Source organism: Microcoleus sp. AR_TQ3_B6, assembly GCF_036702785.1.
In the GTDB taxonomy this organism is placed as follows: Bacteria; Cyanobacteriota; Cyanobacteriia; order Cyanobacteriales; family Microcoleaceae; genus Microcoleus.
Genome location: NZ_JAUBVJ010000134.1, coordinates 1 through 16696, shown reverse-complemented (window position 1 = coordinate 16696; position 16696 = coordinate 1). Strand labels below are relative to the sequence as shown.

Here is a 16696-nt window from a genome sequence, read left to right as displayed (position 1 = left end):
AAAACACTATAGCCATCCTAAATCATTTGTGAATTTCTTACTCCCTCCCCGAACTCGCGGGGAGGGCTGGGGTGGGGTAAAAAATTTACAACCCCTGCAAGGATTGCTATATAATACTGATAATTATTCATGCTATGATACCAAACTGCTGAAATACGTTGCGCTGTTGAACAGGATAGACGGTTCGCCCTACCAAAGTGTTAATAATTACAGAGTTGCGGTAAGCCCCCAATCCTAAATCTGATGAGCCGATGCCGTGAGTGTGAAACTCGCCACTCTGTACGAAAATTTGATTGGGAATGCCTTGGGTCAGAGCCAGGTTATAGCCAATATTAACAATGTATCGCTTCTGTTCGTCCCACTGAATTAGATGGCTGATATTTGCAATACTATCGGAAATTTTATCTTGGTATCCAGTAGCAAGAATGATGCAGTCGGTTTCATGAGTATACGGCTGATTCTGCTGCAAGTGTCGATATACTAAACGATAGCCATTGCCTGCTTTTTCCACTTCCTTCACTTCGATCGCAGATAGTAACTGTACCTCAGGATAATTTCCTCCAACAGAACGCTCGTAAAGCAGATCGTATATATTAGCAATGGTGCTTAAGCTAATCCCTTCGTGAAGAAAGCCTTGCCCTGGTAGCAATCGATCGCGCTTTTCTTGCGGTAGGCTGTGGAAATAGTGGATGTAATCGGGAGAATAATGCTCTAAGCCCAATTTTGAGTATTCCATCTGAAAAAAGCCTTGGGAACGAGTGTGCCAGTTGAGGCGATAACCGTATGTTTCCTGAGCTTGCAACATTTCATAAAAAACTTCTGCTGCACTTTGCCCTGAGCCGATGACAGTAATTGATTGAGATTGACGAGTGCGATCGCGCTTGTGCAAAAATTCTGATGAGTGAAAAATCTGCTCAGAAGGCACATCTTGGAAGCAAGCTGGGATATGGGGAACACTACCAACTCCTAAAACCAAGTTTCGGCAATAATAGGTAAAGTTAGTACCATCCTTTCTCTGGGTTTTCACTGCAAAATCCTGTCTATTTTCTTCCCAAGAAATGGCTTCTACTCTTTCCCCAAACCGACAACTGGGTAATTGTTCTGCCACCCATTGACAATAGTGGTTGTATTCTCGGCGCGAAGTATGAAGCTTTTCCAAAAAATAGAAATTGTAGAGACGGGATTGAGCTTTGAGGTAGTTAAGGAAGCTGAATTTGCTACAGGGATCGGCCATTGTTACCAAATCAGCGAGAAATGGTACTTGAAGTGAAGTATTTTCCAGTAATAAGCCTGGATGCCAGTGGAATTGAGATTTTTGATCTAGAAATAGAGCTTTGATTTGCTCTACAGGTTCACAAAGTGCTGCTAAACCTAAGTTAAATGGTCCAATGCCTATTCCGATTATATCATAAGTATTATTAGTCATAATTCCCCTCCTCAAGTAAATTTTGCCGGTCGCAAAAGATTAATGTTGCTGTTTTGTCTGGTCAGTCGATGTCTGTTGGTATTTCAAAGCCGCAGCTTAAATACGTGAATCATGAAGTAGTTGGGAAATTAGTAACAGCAAATTCCACATTAATGAAGCACACCACTCAAGCGTTCGAGCGCTCTAGGGAAACGGCACGGCGCCGTGTCCTCTATCGAAAGCTATGTACCTCACTTACCTAAAAAACGCTGTCAGAAGTAGCTCTCAAAATTGGCTGTATCTTTTACACCAAATAAGTTTGCTGATTTTAACTTCCTTAAAACTCTGGAGAAAGAACTGGCAATAATTGTTTTTCTGCTACCTGAATAGATGCTGATAAAATTTCGCTGATGCTGTCCTTTTTTTCTGCTGTCACTATTAAGGGTAGTAAGAAACGCACAACACTATCAAATCGTCCGCCAATCTCAATTATCAAACCTCGGCGCAGACACTCGTCTGGAATGCGACTGGCTAGGAGTGAATACCCAGAATACTTGCCGTGCTTGTCGGCTTATGCTTGCGTGTTGACGCTCTCAACCCCAATCATTAACCCGCACCCACGTACTTCACGAATACAACGAGATTTTGTTTGTATCTGACGTAGATGATTCATCAAGCGATCGCCCATTGCGGCTGCACGACCTGCTAAATAATTTTCGATTTATGTTGTATTGTTCAGTTCTTTTTTTCATAAAGTTGTCTGACTAGAACATAGTCACGTCCCCAAACTTTTTGTTCGGGCTTCATCATTAACCAAGGTAGTGTAGTTTGAGATGAGTTTGCGAAACCGCCAGATAAAAAATCCTGCGGCAGTTGCTATACCAATTACCTCCCCGATCAACAAACCCACGCCACCTAGACCCAAGGAGAATCCCAACACATAGCTACTGAGCAATCCAACTCCCCAGAATGCCAAGAAGCCTAGCAGCATTGGCACACGAGTATCCTGAAATCCTTGCAGCGCCCCATAAGCGGTTCGTTGTACTCCCTCAAAGATTTCCTGTACTGCCAGAACTATAAACATAGGAATGGCAATTGCCACAATGCTTGCATTCGCCAGGTCATTAACATCTAAATACAGTCCAATTATTTGGCGGGAGAAGGTAATTAGTGTAATCGCCATTAGTACCATAACCCCACCTCCGAAAAACATACTAACGTACCCCGCTTTTTGTACGCCTTCGAGATTTTGCTTTCCGAGCCACTGCCCCACTCGAACTGTCGCGGCATAGGACATTCCTAGCGGCAGCATGAAGTTAATGAGCCCCGTTTGGAAAACAATTTGGTGCGCTGCCAGCACATTAGTTCCCAATGTACCCATCATGTAAGTAACCGCATTCACTTGCCCAAATTCTAGGGCAGCAGAAATTCCGATTGGTGTACCAATCCACAGCAACTCCCCGATAATGGAGGGCTTTAGCCAATCTATCGTTTTAAAGATGTGTAATGATTTCAATTGAGGATGAATAAGAATGTAGACCGCTAATACCAGGAACATACCCCAGAAGGTAGCGGTACTCGCTAAGGCCATACCTCTCAGTCCCAGTTTAGGAAATCCCAGCTTGCCATAACCCAAGATGTAATTCCCTATAATATTGAAGAGGGTTCCTCCAATCACGATCGCCATAATGGGACCCGCTTGCGACACACCAGATACAAACCCTCTGAGTACAGCAAAGCCTAAGACTGGAAACATTGACCAAAGCATGACATCCAGATAAGTATCTGCCAATGTGACAGTCGCAGGATCTTGTCCGAGCTGAAGCATGAGCATATCTAGATGTCCAATCAGCAGCATCATTGGAACTGCTAACACCAGTGATAGCCACAAGCCCTGACGTACCACCTGCTTAATCCGTAGTTTGTCACCTACTCCGTAAGCCTTTGCTACCAGAGGAATAACTCCCATGACAATACCACTTGCAGTTTGTAGCAGGGTGGTAAACGTGATAGATGCTAATCCACCCGCAGCCAGACTTTCCCATCCTAAATGCCCCATCATTACCGTATCTACAAACCCGACACTGGATTGGGCGACTTGAGCACTGGCTAGAGGAACAGCAAGGTGTAAAAATTCTTTGATTTCTGTTCGGATAGTTGGAATCGAGATGGATGTCATGGTAGAAGACTCAAAAGAATCGCAAAGTGGCTGTCAAAATTGGCTGTATCTTTGACAGGAAATAAGCTGGGTGATTTTAACATTCTTAAGACTTTGGAGAAAGAACTGACAATAATTGTTTTTCTGCTACCTGAATGCAGGCTTAGAAAATTTCGCTGATGCTGTCAATTTGTTCTGCTATCACAATCTCCTTTTTTACCGGCGTGGTTAAGTCTAGAGTATGTAAGGGAAGATTTGCTTTGAGAGCTTTTGCGAGCATCAAGTACGACAGTGTGATTGTTTACCAGTGCTAAGGTTGCTGCACCAGCTAAACAGTCAAAATAGTGATTTCCATCTGCATCTTTCAAGTAAATAGCCTTAGCCTCACTGATTGCGGTATTACTATTTACACTAGAAATCTTCCTTTCCATGAAAATAAAAGCTCAGTTTCTTCTTCTAAAAAGCAGTTAGCATGGGTTTCTTTCTTAGATGACGGAGTAGGATAATTAACTATTATTCAGTTGTTGAGCTCAAGGAGAAATAGATAAAGTTAGTATATTTGTGTAAAGTTATATTACCCAAAGTTAGAATTTACATAATTTGTTACTTTTGTCAATAATCTAAATTGGTCAATTAGTTGCCAATTAAAAGCTCAGGTTGGTTCCCAGAGGTGCGATAACGAATTACAGATACTAAAGAAATTCTTAAAGCTCAGATCTAATCTGCCGGCGTTATGGTTAGGGTTAAAATTTTAAGAAGGTTTTTTTGAGTTATTTAGTAATGCACAAATTCAGGCATTTGTCAACTTAATTTATATGCGTTTACCTGACTCAACAATTAAGAAAAATAATTGCGGAAATACTCTCGATAAAGCTCGCAGCTAACAGTTAATTTATTTTCAATAATATGCACCAATCCTAAACTTTTTAACTTAAACCCCACTTCCATATTTAACTGAATTGGAGCAGTTAAAACCTGCCTAAAAGCGTCAAATAAGTCAGGATCTTGCTGAAAATTCCACCACTGATACTGAAGATGTTGTTGATAAATTCCCCTATCAGTTGTAGCATCTTGCAGTAACGTTTGTATAGGAATCTTCAAGCGACTACTTTGATACAAAGCTAGTCGGATTAAATACGGAGAGCCACCCGTCAGCTTCATTAATTGCTCAAGTTCAGGCTTCGTGAGTTGAAGTTGGTGACGTTGAGCTAAATCCTGGACCTGTTCTTGGTTAAAGGTCGGCAGTTCGATCGCCAATCCCACATTAAACGGAGAGCGATTAGTGGGTAAGGGAATGTAAAGTTCAACGGAATGAGCCATTACAACTCGTAACTTTTGCCAAACAGAAGTGTCCTTTGTTTCCTGATACCAGGAACGCAACAAAACGAAAAAATCACCAGCGAGTTCTGGATACTGAAATAATTGGTCGATGCCATCTAGTGCTAGAACCATAGGGTTAAAGATTTCCTTGAGGATATAACCTTGAAAATAAATCGTGCTGTTAATCAAAGGTCCCATATCCTCGTCCCAGTAGTCATTTAATCTAGATTCCAAACCCAACTGTTTAGTGACATTGGTACAGAACCAGCGTAAGAAGCGATCGCTCGAAGCAAACACCTGTGTGCCGGCGCAATGTAAGCTAAGTCTCACTGTGTGGTAATTTTGACTGCTGCCATAATCCAGAATTCGTGCTATTAGGGAAGTTTTTCCCATTTTTCGAGGTGCAAAGATGCGAATGAATGCACGGGGTTGGAGAATTTCTTGATAACAGGTTTGTTCGATGGTCGATCGCTCAATGTACAGGCGCGAAGCGACAGGAACTTGTCCTTCTGGAGATTCTAGAACGTAGTGTTCCTTAGTCAAGCCCGCCGCCGGCATTGCTGTTGTTGTCGCAGTTGGCTGAGGATTTTTCTGATTTACCGAATGCTGTTCTAGCAGCGCCGGTAAATTTGTTTTATTAACTTTTTCACCGATCGCCTGTGAAAGCAACTGCCATAATTTAGGGGCAACTGAACACTTAATATAGCTTTCAGAGTAATTATTTTCTTCAGCAATTTGAGCGTAACTTTTTTTGGGATCGAGGAGAGATTCTCGCAACAATACCTTTTGAATATAGTTAAGCGACAAGCCTGTTTCTGTAGCAACTAAAAGTATCGCAAATTCAACAAGTTTTTCAATTTTTTTCATTCAAATAGCAATTGGCTAGGTTAAAATACTCAAGGCTCGATAGGCTCTGAGCCACTGCTTCTGTGGGCAAGTTAACCCTTCAGGGTATGTAAAGCAGGCTCCTTTGAGGCGACAACCACAGAAATCAGAACCTATTAGCTGAGTATCTTGCAAGTTGGCTTGTCTGAGCTCAATCTTAACCAGATTGGTATCTTGTAAGACTGCTCCCTCTCTAGAGGCTTGAAATAGAGAGGCTCGTTTTAGAGCAGCACCGCTTAAGTCAGCGCCAACTTAGTTGGCTAACTAACTGAGCAATTCGGCTTAAAATTGGTTCTGTCAAATCAGCCTATCTCAAATCATATCAAGTCCGGTAGCACGGGACTTGTAGAGTGGGGGTGCGATCGCAATTAGCAGCAGAAGAGGGTCACCAATGAAAGAAAGTTAAACCACAGATCGAGTCTTGCTGTTGAAGCAAGCGCCGACGGTACTCGAATAGCACAACTTCAAGCTCATCCAATGACTCGAAGGAGCGATTGGCAATTGGTTAATTGGTGAGAGGTCACACGCACGATCGATTAACTACACCTCATTATACCCAGGAGGGTGCTACCGGACGTGATATCAGATGAGACTCATTGCGTTTTTCCTCTCTGTTTGGGCTATAAATTTTTCTCTGTTTGTTGGGGTTAGTGCCTGTTTTTGGACGAGACTTTTATGCTCTTGCAAACCGGGTAGTTACTTTTATAATTGATATCTTTTCTGTCAAATCTGCTGTCACTATTTTTGGTCGGAAAGCGAGGAAATATGCTTTCATTAGCTTTGACTACAAAATGATATTTTATTGTTATTTTTTCTCCCGACTCACCTAGAAAATTGCTGTAAAGATCGCCCAAGTTCCTGGTTTCTAAAGTTGAAGTTAAGTAGAAACTAACCTAATAATCGGAAGTGATAAAATACAAAAATTAACTGTTTTAATTCCACATTAAAATTAACTCATTTAGGACTTGTGCATCAACTTTTTTTTTTTAATATACCTACAGGCATCCTTATGGTAAAAAAAACTGGTTTTTCACTGTGGAGGGGCGGGTTTATGCAGTTCCGGGACTTGAATTAAAAATCTTAATTAATCCGCCCCTCGGATATATTTCACCCTATAAAAAAGAAGCGCTCGGACAGAATATAAAATCCCAGGGCGCCGGATGTGCCGAGAAGAAATGGTGAATTAAATTATTGGTTTTAAATTATCGATCTGTAGGTATCCTCTTGCAGTGTCAAGAAGTAGCGAGCGAGCGACCTATTTGGGCTTTGTAGCTAAGAGAATTTCCCGGTGAAAAAGCGGGAAATTCTCAATTAAATCAACCTTTTTTCTGGCCTGGCAACTTAGTTTTCCAATTGGCGATATTCTTCTGAGCCTGCTGATAGCTCTTAGTACCCGACGGCACAAGCGAAGCAGCTTCAACTGCCTCTTTCAGCTTTCCTTGAGAGCCGCGCAACTGAGCAATTTTGAGAATACTTTCGCTCCACTGTCCAATCAACTGCTGAGCTTCTTCATACTTCGGCTCACCGGGCTGAATTTTATTAGCTTGCTGGATGGCTTTACTGTAAGAAGAGGCAGCCCCCCGCTTAATTTGACCCTTAGCAGCCGATAGTAAAGCAGCATTTACTTTTTGGCTTTTGGAGAGCTCCTCCCATTGAGCGATCGCCTGTTTCGACTGATTGTAAACTGGCCCATTGACATCAGGCATCAATTTAGCCGCGCCGATCGCCCCCTGGAAATCGCCCCGAGCAGCCCGCCCGTTAGCTATATCCAAAATCGTTAAACTCCAGCGCTCAATATCCTGCTGAGCCTGCGGGTAGAGCGGATCGCTAGGCGGAATCGTTCGAGCCTTAACCACTGCTTTATTAAAACTAGAAGCCGAACCATCCTTGAGGAAAGTTTTCGCCTCAGCCCACACCTGCTTGCTCGATGGTGGCTGCTTGGTTCCAGTCCCTGCTTGCACCGCCAGCGGTTGGTTCTGCGACACCCCAGCACCAGCAGATTTTTGAGAGCCAGGGTTTTGGGCATTTTCAGCAGGCGATCGAGGATCTCCTTCCTCCTGACCGAGAAAAATTGATTTGTTCGTCACAAAAACACCCAACAGCAGCACCAAAGCCGTAGCTGAGCTCCACAAAATTAGCTGTTGCAAAAAAGACTTATCCGACCCCCCGTTATCCCGATCCTCCGGCTTTTGTAAGTTCGGTCGATCGCCCCCCCGATCGTCCGTGTCCACAGCATTCGGCTGCGACACAGGCGCCATCTCAACCGAGGAATCCTGAGCGTTGCCAACTGCAGGAGGCAGATCCATTCGAGCCGTAGCCGTCGCCATTTGCGGGCTATCGAACCCATCAGCCGCATTAACCGTCATATTGCCATTGCGTCCTGCCAATACAGCACTTGGCACCCCAGAAGCATCCGGCAAAATCACCAAATGAGCCTTTCCTGGAGGATTCACCACCATCAAAGGTTCTTGTTTGGGACGCAAATGGTGATCGCACAGCTCCGGCAGCCGATCGCTCAAAAAACGGTCTAAACCCTTAAGGGTCGTGCACTGTCCCGAGCGCAGCCCCTCCAAAAGCGCCGTTGTAAAAAACCCCTGACGCAGAGCCGAAGTTTCCCGGGAAACTTGATTTGGGCGGCAAGAAAGCACCGTCGGGATTTCCAGTTCCCGCGCCAGTTCGGCCGTTTGAGAGCCGATCGTTTCCCCGGCTTTCACAATCTGGCTGCGGTTCATATCAACCAGCACCAATACCGTTTCCGTAGGAGCGTTTTTCAGAGTATTCAACAGCAACTCTACCGGAATCCCCGTACCCGGAATGTCAGCCGGATTGCCGTCCACCGGCATCAAATAATCCTTGCCTTCATAGCTGACACCGTAGCCGCTAAAAAAACACCAGAGTAAATCTCCCTGTTGCAGATGTTCAGCGCACAGGCTTTGGGTCAACCTCAGAATATTTTCCCGATTTGGATAAGTAGATTGACCCCACAGCGACGGCGAGCTATCGGTCATCAGCAGACATCCATCCGGCGCAAAACCCGCCTCCTCAGTCAAAAAACCGTACAGTGCCTCTGCATCCTCTTGGGCATAACTCAAAGGCTGGAGTAACTGATATTGATTGATGCCTATTGCAATACAAGCGTGATGTTTCATCCCCATATGCCCTATATATATAATGGACAGCTTGCACAAAACGATAACACATAGCCGTTTAAGGTTATACCCACTTTCGCCCCTCCGTCAGATAGCAGTTATCCGAAGGCAGAAGGCCCAACAAGCGCCCAAATTTAGCATCCTAGAATTTTAACTTTTTATATTGCAGTAAAAAATTATACCCTGTGCCTGCCTTGAGAAAAATGACGTTAAATTGAATACACAGCCCAGTCTATTTGACTCTAATTTTCAGCAAACTACACCAAAAAGGAACAACCCGCCAATGGTCTCTACCGCCCAAAAAGAAATCTCCCCCCACCGCGAATCGCTACTGAAGCAAAAGCATCCTAAAACGCATGGCCACTATAGGTTTAAGGATTTTTTTGCCTTCGATAGCCAGAGGGGTACAATTGACGACTGGAATGAGTCGCGCAACATTTTTACCAGCGAAGACTTCATTATCGGTTTGGTGGAGGGACTCGAAGAAGAAGTAGGCCCGGCTTCCTCTGTCATCATGTATACTATTGGTTGCCAGTGGGGACTCCAAGATTCCGAATTTTTTCAAAAATGGTTTAGTGCCGAATACAGCCAGAACATTCGTCAGTCAAATCTGATGTTTCTGCTAGAAACGTGGTGGTGGCCCTTCACGGCTCAAGGTTGGGGCCGCTGGGAAGTGGACATGAGCGATCGCAAACACGGCTGCATCTTCATCAACCTCTTTGACTCAGCAGTTGCTCGCACTTTGGGCGACGTAGGCAAACCGGTTTGTCACCTATACGCCGGTTTGTTCGCCGGTTTCTTCGGCTCTCTAGTCAAAAAGCCTCTGAGCTGCATAGAACTCCAATGTTACTCAATGGGAGAAACCTATTGCAAGTTCCTCCTCGGCAATCCAGATAAAATTGATGCAGCAGCATTCTGGCTCAACGAAGGTGCCAACGCCCGCGACATTCAAAATCGAGTGCAACACGGTGAAATATTGCGGTAAACAACCTGGAAAGGCACATCCCCTGCCCTGCCTTTCCTCCCACCAATGAAGCGATCTCTAGTGCGATGGTGGGTCTCTCCAGGCAGGAAGAAAGATGAAAAGTCAAACTTCATGGTTGGACAAGTCTGTCCAAGACTTCTTTGGTCACTATAATTGGCTGGGAAAACCTTTAGAAACCCCAAATGGCTCGACCCCCGGTCAAGTTCTGACTTTAACCCAGCCAGTCGCAGACTTTTTTCAAGCTATCTCTTGGGAAGGAATTCCCGAAGTAGGCGCCCTACCCCTACCGCCACCCTTGCCAGTAATTTCTATTTCTGAATCAGCCGAAGTCACCATTGATGATCTATTCGACCTGTTTTAATCTGTGTGGGGAGTGGAAAATAAAAAATAGGGTAATCCCTGATCCATCTTCCCTCACCCCTCTTTCCTCATCCCTCAAAATCCATTAGTTAAATCCGTTAAATCCCGTACACTGCTCGTTGCCGAACTTCCTTCCTTTTATCAATTACCGATTACCACTTAATTAAAATCATGCACCCTGAGATTGAGGCGCTGCTGGATCAGGCAGAAAACCGCTTTTTAAAAGGCGAAGAACTGATAGCTTTTAAGCGTCAAGCTGCCACCCTTGCCCAGCGCTTAAAAATTTACGAATTTTTGCGGGAGAAGGAAGCAAGCATCTTCCAACCAGTAGCCGACAAGCTACAAGAAACATTCCCCAACGAAAAACAAGAAACCTTAGAACGATCGCTCAAACACTGGGTGCTAGTCTTGCGGTACTGCGCTATGGCTATGCTGCTGAACGATCGAAATTTTCTCGAACAGCGCCTCCTAGACTGGCTTTCCGGCATAGTCGAAGCCCACCAAACTCAAAAGATCGAAGCAACTGTTGGCAATCTGCTGCAAACTCGTTTAAAAGAACTGCTTTCCGAGCAAGCCCGGAGTATATTGCAACCATTTTTCGACCAAGTGCAGCCAATTATTGACCAAGGTAATAAATAATCAGCTTTCTTCCCAATTCCCAATTCCCAATTCCCAATTCCCGATGATTAATATTGCCGACTTACTCACACAGCCCCGACTCCCTGGAAACTACTTTGCCCGCGATGCCTACGTCCGAGGCGACCTCGAACTCGGCCTGCTGGAAAACCGCCGGGGCGATCGGCTCCTAGCGCTCCCTGAAACACTGATTCAAGCCATTTATATCGGCTTAGAACAAGAAACAGGTCAAGCCTCCCGCCTGGTGCTTTTCAACTGCGGCCGCTGGTGGGGTAAAAACTTCTACGTGCGTTTTTGCGAAGAAGTCAGCGAATACTACGGTCAGCCAGTTTCCTCCATGGAAATGGTAGAATTTCTTCAGTGCTTGCAACAGTGCTGGAAAACTCACGGATGGGGAACATTTGAGCTTGACCCCAGCTATGCCGAACATGGATTTTTAATAGTAAAAATTGCTAACTCTCTTTTTGCTAAAACAGCCCCTAAGTCTAAGCGGCCCGCCTGTTTTCTAGAAGCAGGTATTTTAAGTTCGTTTTTTAGTCAGCTCACAGGTCGAGAACTCCACTGCCTGCAAACCTCCTGCGAATCCTTGGGTTCGGACTGCAACCGCTTTATTTTAGGTCTGCGCGATCGTCTGCAACCTGCCGATTCTCTGGTCGAAGATGGAAAAGACCATGAAGCTATTCTCAGTGAACTTTTCCAAAAAAACTGACTTGTTGGACAGCTATTAGTTTGTTGCTAATAGCTGTAAAATCGATAGAGAGGCAACCATCTTATACACTGTATCATGAAAACTGTGAGTTAAATTATAAAAAATCTACTGACTTAAAAAATCCGGTTTTAGCTAATTAAAGAAAACCTGATTATAACTAGCAGCTAGAGAATTCATTACTTACCCTAGAAACTCATAAAATTTAAAAGCAATCACAACCTCAAACATTTTGCTAGAACTTAATGGACGCCAATGAACTTCTAAATAGATATGCAGCCGGCGAAAGAGATTTTAGACTGGCAAATCTGCGCGGTATTGTATTGAGTCCGATCGATTTATACCGTTCCAGCGATGCCCCAACTCTCATTTTGGCAAACCTCAACCAACACCAGCAACGACCCTACCTAATCGGTGCTAACCTCAGCGGGGCCGACCTCACCAAAGCCCATCTGAGCCGAGCCAACCTCAGCAAAGCTGACCTCAGCGGCGCCAATCTCACCGGCGCCAACCTCATGGCAGCAAGTCTGAGCGGCGCCAATCTCATCGGCGCCAATCTCACCGACGCCAACCTAGCCGGATCTCACCTGAATTGGGCAAACCTGACCGGAGCAATTCTCCCCAAGGCAAATCTCATAGGTGCAGATATGAGCGCGGCTAACCTCACCAAAGCCGTTCTCACTGAGGCAAATCTCAGTAAAGCCTATCTGATTAAAGCCAATCTCAACGGGGCAAACTTGAAAGATGCTTACTTAAGTCTAGCGAGTCTCAAAGACGCAGACTTGACTGAAGCACAGCTCACCGGATCCGAATTATCCAAAGCTAACCTAGCCGGAGCCAACTTAACCCGTGCTAACCTCAGCAAAGCCAACCTGTTGAAAGCTAACCTCAGGCGAACTAACCTCACTCAAGCCTATTTAAACGGCGCGTGCTTGAGCGGATCAGACCTCAGCGAAGCTTGCTTGGATAGAGCCAATTTGTGCAAAGCAGACCTGAGCAATACCTACCTGAAAAACATTACTTTGAATGGCAGTCACTTAAGCGGTATTAACCTCAGCGGGGCCGAACTCAGCGGTGTAGACTTGAGCCGCAAACTTTTAACTGGAATCAATATGGCAGAGGCATTGTTGAACGAAGCCAACTTGAGCGGCGCTTATCTGATGGAAGCTAACTTGAGCGGGGCAAACCTCAGCAAAGCCAACTTGAGCCTAGCGTATCTGATCAAAGCCGACCTTTCTAATTCTTGCCTGCATGAAATTAACTTGAGCAAAGCTAACCTGAGTCAAGCCAACTTGCAGAAAGCTGACTTGACAGGAGCCAACCTCCGGGGAGCCATTCTCACTGAGGCGGATTTGAGGGGAGCGCAGTTGATTGGAGCCACTCTTCCTAACGGCAAAGTTTATCGCCGTTAACGTGTCAACTCCCTTGATTATTTGCCGAGTAAAGTGCGGTTGATGTCCAGAATCGGGAAAAATAGGTTCGTTTCTTCGACAGTCAGATATTTTTTGAGTACCTTTTTCATCACATCGTAGGTCACGTTCGCACTATTTCGAACTTGAACAGCACCTAACATAGTTTGCAACCACAGCAGCAGCCGATCGCGCAACCGTTCCGTATCATTAATCAACAGTGCTGCAGCTGAATGCCTCAACACCCGCACAATATCTCCACGGCACTTTTCAGTGACATCGTTAGCCCCGCGGCGAAATAAATTAGGGTCGAGAGACTGCATTTGTGCTTCCACTTGCCGCATAATTTCTGTTTCAGAGGCTTGAAGTTTTTTATAAGCACTCATCCGGTGATTCAAAGACTGAAAGTAGTCTTTCAAAAATTGGAGTTCTTCTGCAGTGGCGTAGCGTCCGTCTGCTTCCGTGCTCAAACGCGCAAGTTGGCTCAACATAAATTTTTCTCTACTACTAAAATACAAACATATCAATTTTAAGCTTCTTTAGTCCGAACTAAATACTGTCCTACTTGGAAGCGGGTTTCATTAAGCTGTGTAACGAGCGAACGAGTAATTAACTTTCCCGATTCTACAACTACTTTACCCGTAATTGGGTGTAATAAATCTTGCTGGGCCCGACGGCCGATCAGAGCTTCGACATTTTCAATAGCATTAATGTACATCCCCGCAGGCAACTGTACAACCACACCCTCACCCATAATTTGAGCCTGACAAGCAAGTCGCGAATTGGCTTTAGCTGTAGTAATGACTTCCAACGTCCTCCTCTCGCGGCGGTTCATGTCAGACAAGCCTTCCATGCCTTCTTTAATGTAAACGTGGCAGGTAGCGCACATTCCCCGCCCCCCGCATTCCTTGAGAACGTCTAAGTCTTTGGAAAGTAAGGCAGATAGGATATTCGAGCGGGTTTCGACTGCCATTTCCTCAGCAATTGGATCTAGTTTAATAATTTTAACCATATTGATTATTGCTCCTGTCAAGTTCAGTATTTAGCAAGTACGATCGACATATTCAAAGCAAAAAAAAAATTTGCTAACACTCAAAAAGGTTAAGATGCCTTGACGACAGCATCGGCTTCTGGCTCTCTAACCTAGATTGCATAACCGCGCTTCTGTTGTGGTCATAGCTGCCCTTGTCGCCCCGAGTCCCGAGCTTAGCCTTGAAAAGCTAAAACCTTAGACGCTTCCTGGACGGTCTTGAAAAAACTGTTTTAGTCGCGATCGACTAAAATAGCAGCCACAGGTAGTTCCAGATACGGCACCCGAATCCGGCAAGATTGATAGTGATTCCGAAACTCAATAATTTTAGTAGGTGCTACTGTGCGATCGCTCTCAAGGAGGCTGAAAATGAACCTGAGATAACATAGGCTGTACCTAGCGAGGGATTCAAAAATTTGAATTTTTGTCAGAATTATTTACATATTTTAATACTAGCTCAAGCTTTTTCTATAATTAGACCGATGCAACATTCTAAATACCGCATTTTAGGGCTAGTCGGACAAGGACAATTTGGTCGAGTCTTTTGTGCCAGCGTTCGAGAAGCTCCCGCCCAGGACTCCCGCCTCACCAGCCAACTGGTTGCTCTCAAAGAACTTAGTCATCAAAAAGCCCCAACTAGCGAATTCTTGCGAGAACTGTGGTTTCTGATCACCTTGCAGCACCCGAACATTGTTACCTGCCGAGCTCTAGAACACACAGCTACAGGCAGGTACTTGGTTATGGACTACTGCGAGGGAGGAACCCTCCGCAACCTGCTCAAACAAGACCGCCCCTTGCGGCTGCTCGAAGGTTTGCAGCTAGTGATGGAAGTTTTAGCAGGCTTAGACTACGCCCACCGCCGAGGCGTAGTTCACTGCGATATCAAACCCGAAAATATCCTCCTAACTTTAGGTTCCAAAGGTTGGTCGCCCCGGCTGTCTGACTTTGGCATCGCGCGTCGGCTGCCAGAAATTGGTACCACTCGCCTCCACCAAGAAATTTCTCCCGACGCTACCGTAGGTTCCCCCGCTTACATGGCCCCAGAGCGGTTTTACGGTCTTTTTTCCCCGATGTCAGATATATATGCAGTAGGAATTCTGCTGTTTGAATTGCTAATGGGCTACCGCCCTTTCGGGGGAACCCCCGGAGACTTGAGGTGGGCGCACCTGAATCAACGCTTGCAATTTCCCGACGCCATCCCCGAACCTTTGCAAGCAATAGTCAAAAAATCTTTAGAAAAGCTGCCAGCCCGCCGTTTTGCCAGTGCTTCCCAAATGGCTCAAGCTCTGCGGCTGATCATGTACGACCCCGCTGTCAGGCAATTGGGCGACTGCATTATTCCTTGGGAAAACCCCACAACCAGTGGTGATAAAAGTCAGAAGTCGGAAACTGAGTCTTTGCTGGAAGTAGAAGAGCAAAAAGCATCAGAGTCGGCTATTAATTTACTTCGGACTGTGCGCTATTCGCTTTCTGGGCCAAAGCCACTGATACTTCCTGCACCGTTGACCACTTTAATTGCCACTGAAACGTATCTGTATGCTGCTGTAGGTACAGAGGTGAAGGTTTGGTGTCAGCCGGGAAAACAGCTAGTTACAGGAGAAATGTCTACTTCTATTTCATTAATGCCGGAAATCGTGCGCGGCATTTTACCTGCTTCCCACGGCTGCTGCGTTCTCACGGAGCAAAAACTTTACTGGCTCAACGAGGACTCTTGGGAGCCTCAGTGCCTCCTGGATATGGGTTTGAGGCAAGGTTCAGATGCTTTAAAAGCTGCTGTTGACTCTCGCGGAAACTGGTTGACAGTAGCGGTTCCGGGCGAACTGCGTTTTTATTCTTTAGCTGCAAACAGCAATGCGGGCGATCGGGAAAAAGCCTTGAAGCTGATCGCTACTGTGCCGTTACCGGAAAATTATTTACCAGAATTAATTTTTTTGGATCGGCGACACGTCTTAGCAGTGTGGCCGGACAACGAACCAAAAAATCCCCAAACTACTTTTAGAGTTTACACTCGCCGCGGCACGCCTGTGGGTTCTGTGCGGTTGTCTGCCAGCGTCGGACAGATGCTGTTGACACCTGAGCCTTATACTTTGCTGGGAATTCCCCAAAGTGGTAAAGCGGCGGTGCTGTTGATGAAATTGTGGCCGCTCAAGGTAGGGCGAATTCCCCTTAAAAGTTTGCCCGTGTCTGCTTGTGTGGCTAATTGGGGATGGGTGTTGGCAGATGTTGGGGGGCAGATAGAAGTGTTAAACAGTCAAGGGATTCAAGTAGGGAATTTTAGCAGCCCCGCCTCACCCCGGGCGATCGCTTCTTGGGGGAATAGAGGTTTGGTGATTGCTGTCAATACTGAGGAAGAGAGTCACTTGCACTTTTTAGATGTAGATGTTGAGGAGACCAAATCGCCCTCGATCGTCAAAGGCTGATAACTGGGGTAAGCTGTTGCACATTTAAACTGTGATACAACCATTACCCTTGTTTTTGATTTTTCGCCCCAATTTAATTATTAATTGTCCTTCATTTAAGAGGATATGCAATAAATACTCTAGCTTTTCAATTGATTTAAATAACCTATTGGCAATCTGGGGGGGTAACAACCAGCCTGAAACCCATACTTTGTAAGGATTGAGCCAATGTGTGCTAAAAAAAGATAGGCAGC

12 protein-coding genes and 2 pseudogenes are annotated in these 16696 nt (G+C 45.3%); 6 read left to right on the top strand and 8 right to left on the bottom strand.

The window, feature by feature from the left end:
* Nucleotides 1-127: 127 nt before the first annotated feature.
* The 5 genes and pseudogenes from QUB56_RS34540 to QUB56_RS34525 all read right to left on the bottom strand — a co-directional run bounded on the left by QUB56_RS34540 (nt 128) and on the right by QUB56_RS34525 (nt 8917).
* A complete protein-coding gene (locus QUB56_RS34540; protein WP_332960870.1) occupies nt 128-1426 on the bottom strand; it encodes a lysine N(6)-hydroxylase/L-ornithine N(5)-oxygenase family protein in 1299 nt (432 codons plus the stop codon).
* A 754-nt stretch (nt 1427-2180) separates the two neighbouring features.
* Nucleotides 2181-3584: an MATE family efflux transporter gene (locus QUB56_RS34535; RefSeq protein WP_332960869.1), complete on the bottom strand. Its 1404-nt coding sequence runs from the start codon at nt 3582-3584 to the stop codon at nt 2181-2183.
* Nucleotides 3585-4400: 816 nt separating this feature from the next.
* Nucleotides 4401-5750: an AAA-like domain-containing protein gene (locus QUB56_RS34530; protein ID WP_332960868.1), complete on the bottom strand. Its 1350-nt coding sequence runs from the start codon at nt 5748-5750 to the stop codon at nt 4401-4403.
* Nucleotides 5751-5765: 15 nt separating this feature from the next.
* Nucleotides 5766-6005, bottom strand: a pseudogene (locus tag QUB56_RS37570) (pentapeptide repeat-containing protein); the annotation flags it as partial.
* Between the two features lie 1079 nt (nt 6006-7084).
* On the bottom strand, nt 7085-8917 hold the full coding sequence (locus tag QUB56_RS34525; RefSeq protein WP_332960866.1) for a peptidase C14: 1833 nt from the start codon (nt 8915-8917) through the stop codon (nt 7085-7087).
* Nucleotides 8918-9200: 283 nt separating this feature from the next.
* On the opposite strand from QUB56_RS34525, the gene QUB56_RS34520 reads away from it, so the two are divergent.
* The 5 genes from QUB56_RS34520 (at nt 9201) to QUB56_RS34500 (ending at nt 13016) form a co-directional block, all read left to right on the top strand.
* Nucleotides 9201-9902, top strand: a complete 702-nt coding sequence (locus QUB56_RS34520; protein WP_332960864.1) for a V4R domain-containing protein — start codon at nt 9201-9203, stop codon at nt 9900-9902.
* A gap of 94 nt (nt 9903-9996) precedes the next feature.
* On the top strand, nt 9997-10263 hold the full coding sequence (locus QUB56_RS34515) for a hypothetical protein (protein WP_332960862.1): 267 nt from the start codon (nt 9997-9999) through the stop codon (nt 10261-10263).
* A gap of 170 nt (nt 10264-10433) precedes the next feature.
* On the top strand, nt 10434-10901 hold the full coding sequence (locus QUB56_RS34510; protein ID WP_332960861.1) for a phycobilisome protein: 468 nt from the start codon (nt 10434-10436) through the stop codon (nt 10899-10901).
* 43 nt (nt 10902-10944) lie between these two features.
* Nucleotides 10945-11607, top strand: coding sequence for a V4R domain-containing protein (locus QUB56_RS34505; protein WP_332960860.1), 663 nt, complete (start codon nt 10945-10947; stop codon nt 11605-11607).
* A 242-nt stretch (nt 11608-11849) separates the two neighbouring features.
* Complete coding sequence (locus tag QUB56_RS34500) at nt 11850-13016, top strand: pentapeptide repeat-containing protein (RefSeq protein WP_332960859.1); 1167 nt, start codon at nt 11850-11852, stop codon at nt 13014-13016.
* Between the two features lie 17 nt (nt 13017-13033).
* Here QUB56_RS34500 and QUB56_RS34495 read toward each other — a convergent pair whose 3' ends face one another.
* A complete protein-coding gene (locus QUB56_RS34495; RefSeq protein WP_332960858.1) occupies nt 13034-13504 on the bottom strand; it encodes a phycobilisome protein in 471 nt (156 codons plus the stop codon).
* Nucleotides 13505-13542: 38 nt separating this feature from the next.
* Nucleotides 13543-14025 (bottom strand): 2Fe-2S iron-sulfur cluster-binding protein, encoded by a 483-nt coding sequence (locus tag QUB56_RS34490; protein WP_332960857.1) that lies wholly within the window; start codon nt 14023-14025, stop codon nt 13543-13545.
* Nucleotides 14026-14525: 500 nt separating this feature from the next.
* On the opposite strand from QUB56_RS34490, the gene QUB56_RS34485 reads away from it, so the two are divergent.
* Nucleotides 14526-16463, top strand: a complete 1938-nt coding sequence (locus QUB56_RS34485) for a serine/threonine-protein kinase (RefSeq protein WP_332960855.1) — start codon at nt 14526-14528, stop codon at nt 16461-16463.
* A 24-nt stretch (nt 16464-16487) separates the two neighbouring features.
* Here QUB56_RS34485 and QUB56_RS34480 read toward each other — a convergent pair.
* Nucleotides 16488-16696 (bottom strand): annotated as a pseudogene (locus tag QUB56_RS34480) (hypothetical protein); the annotation flags it as partial.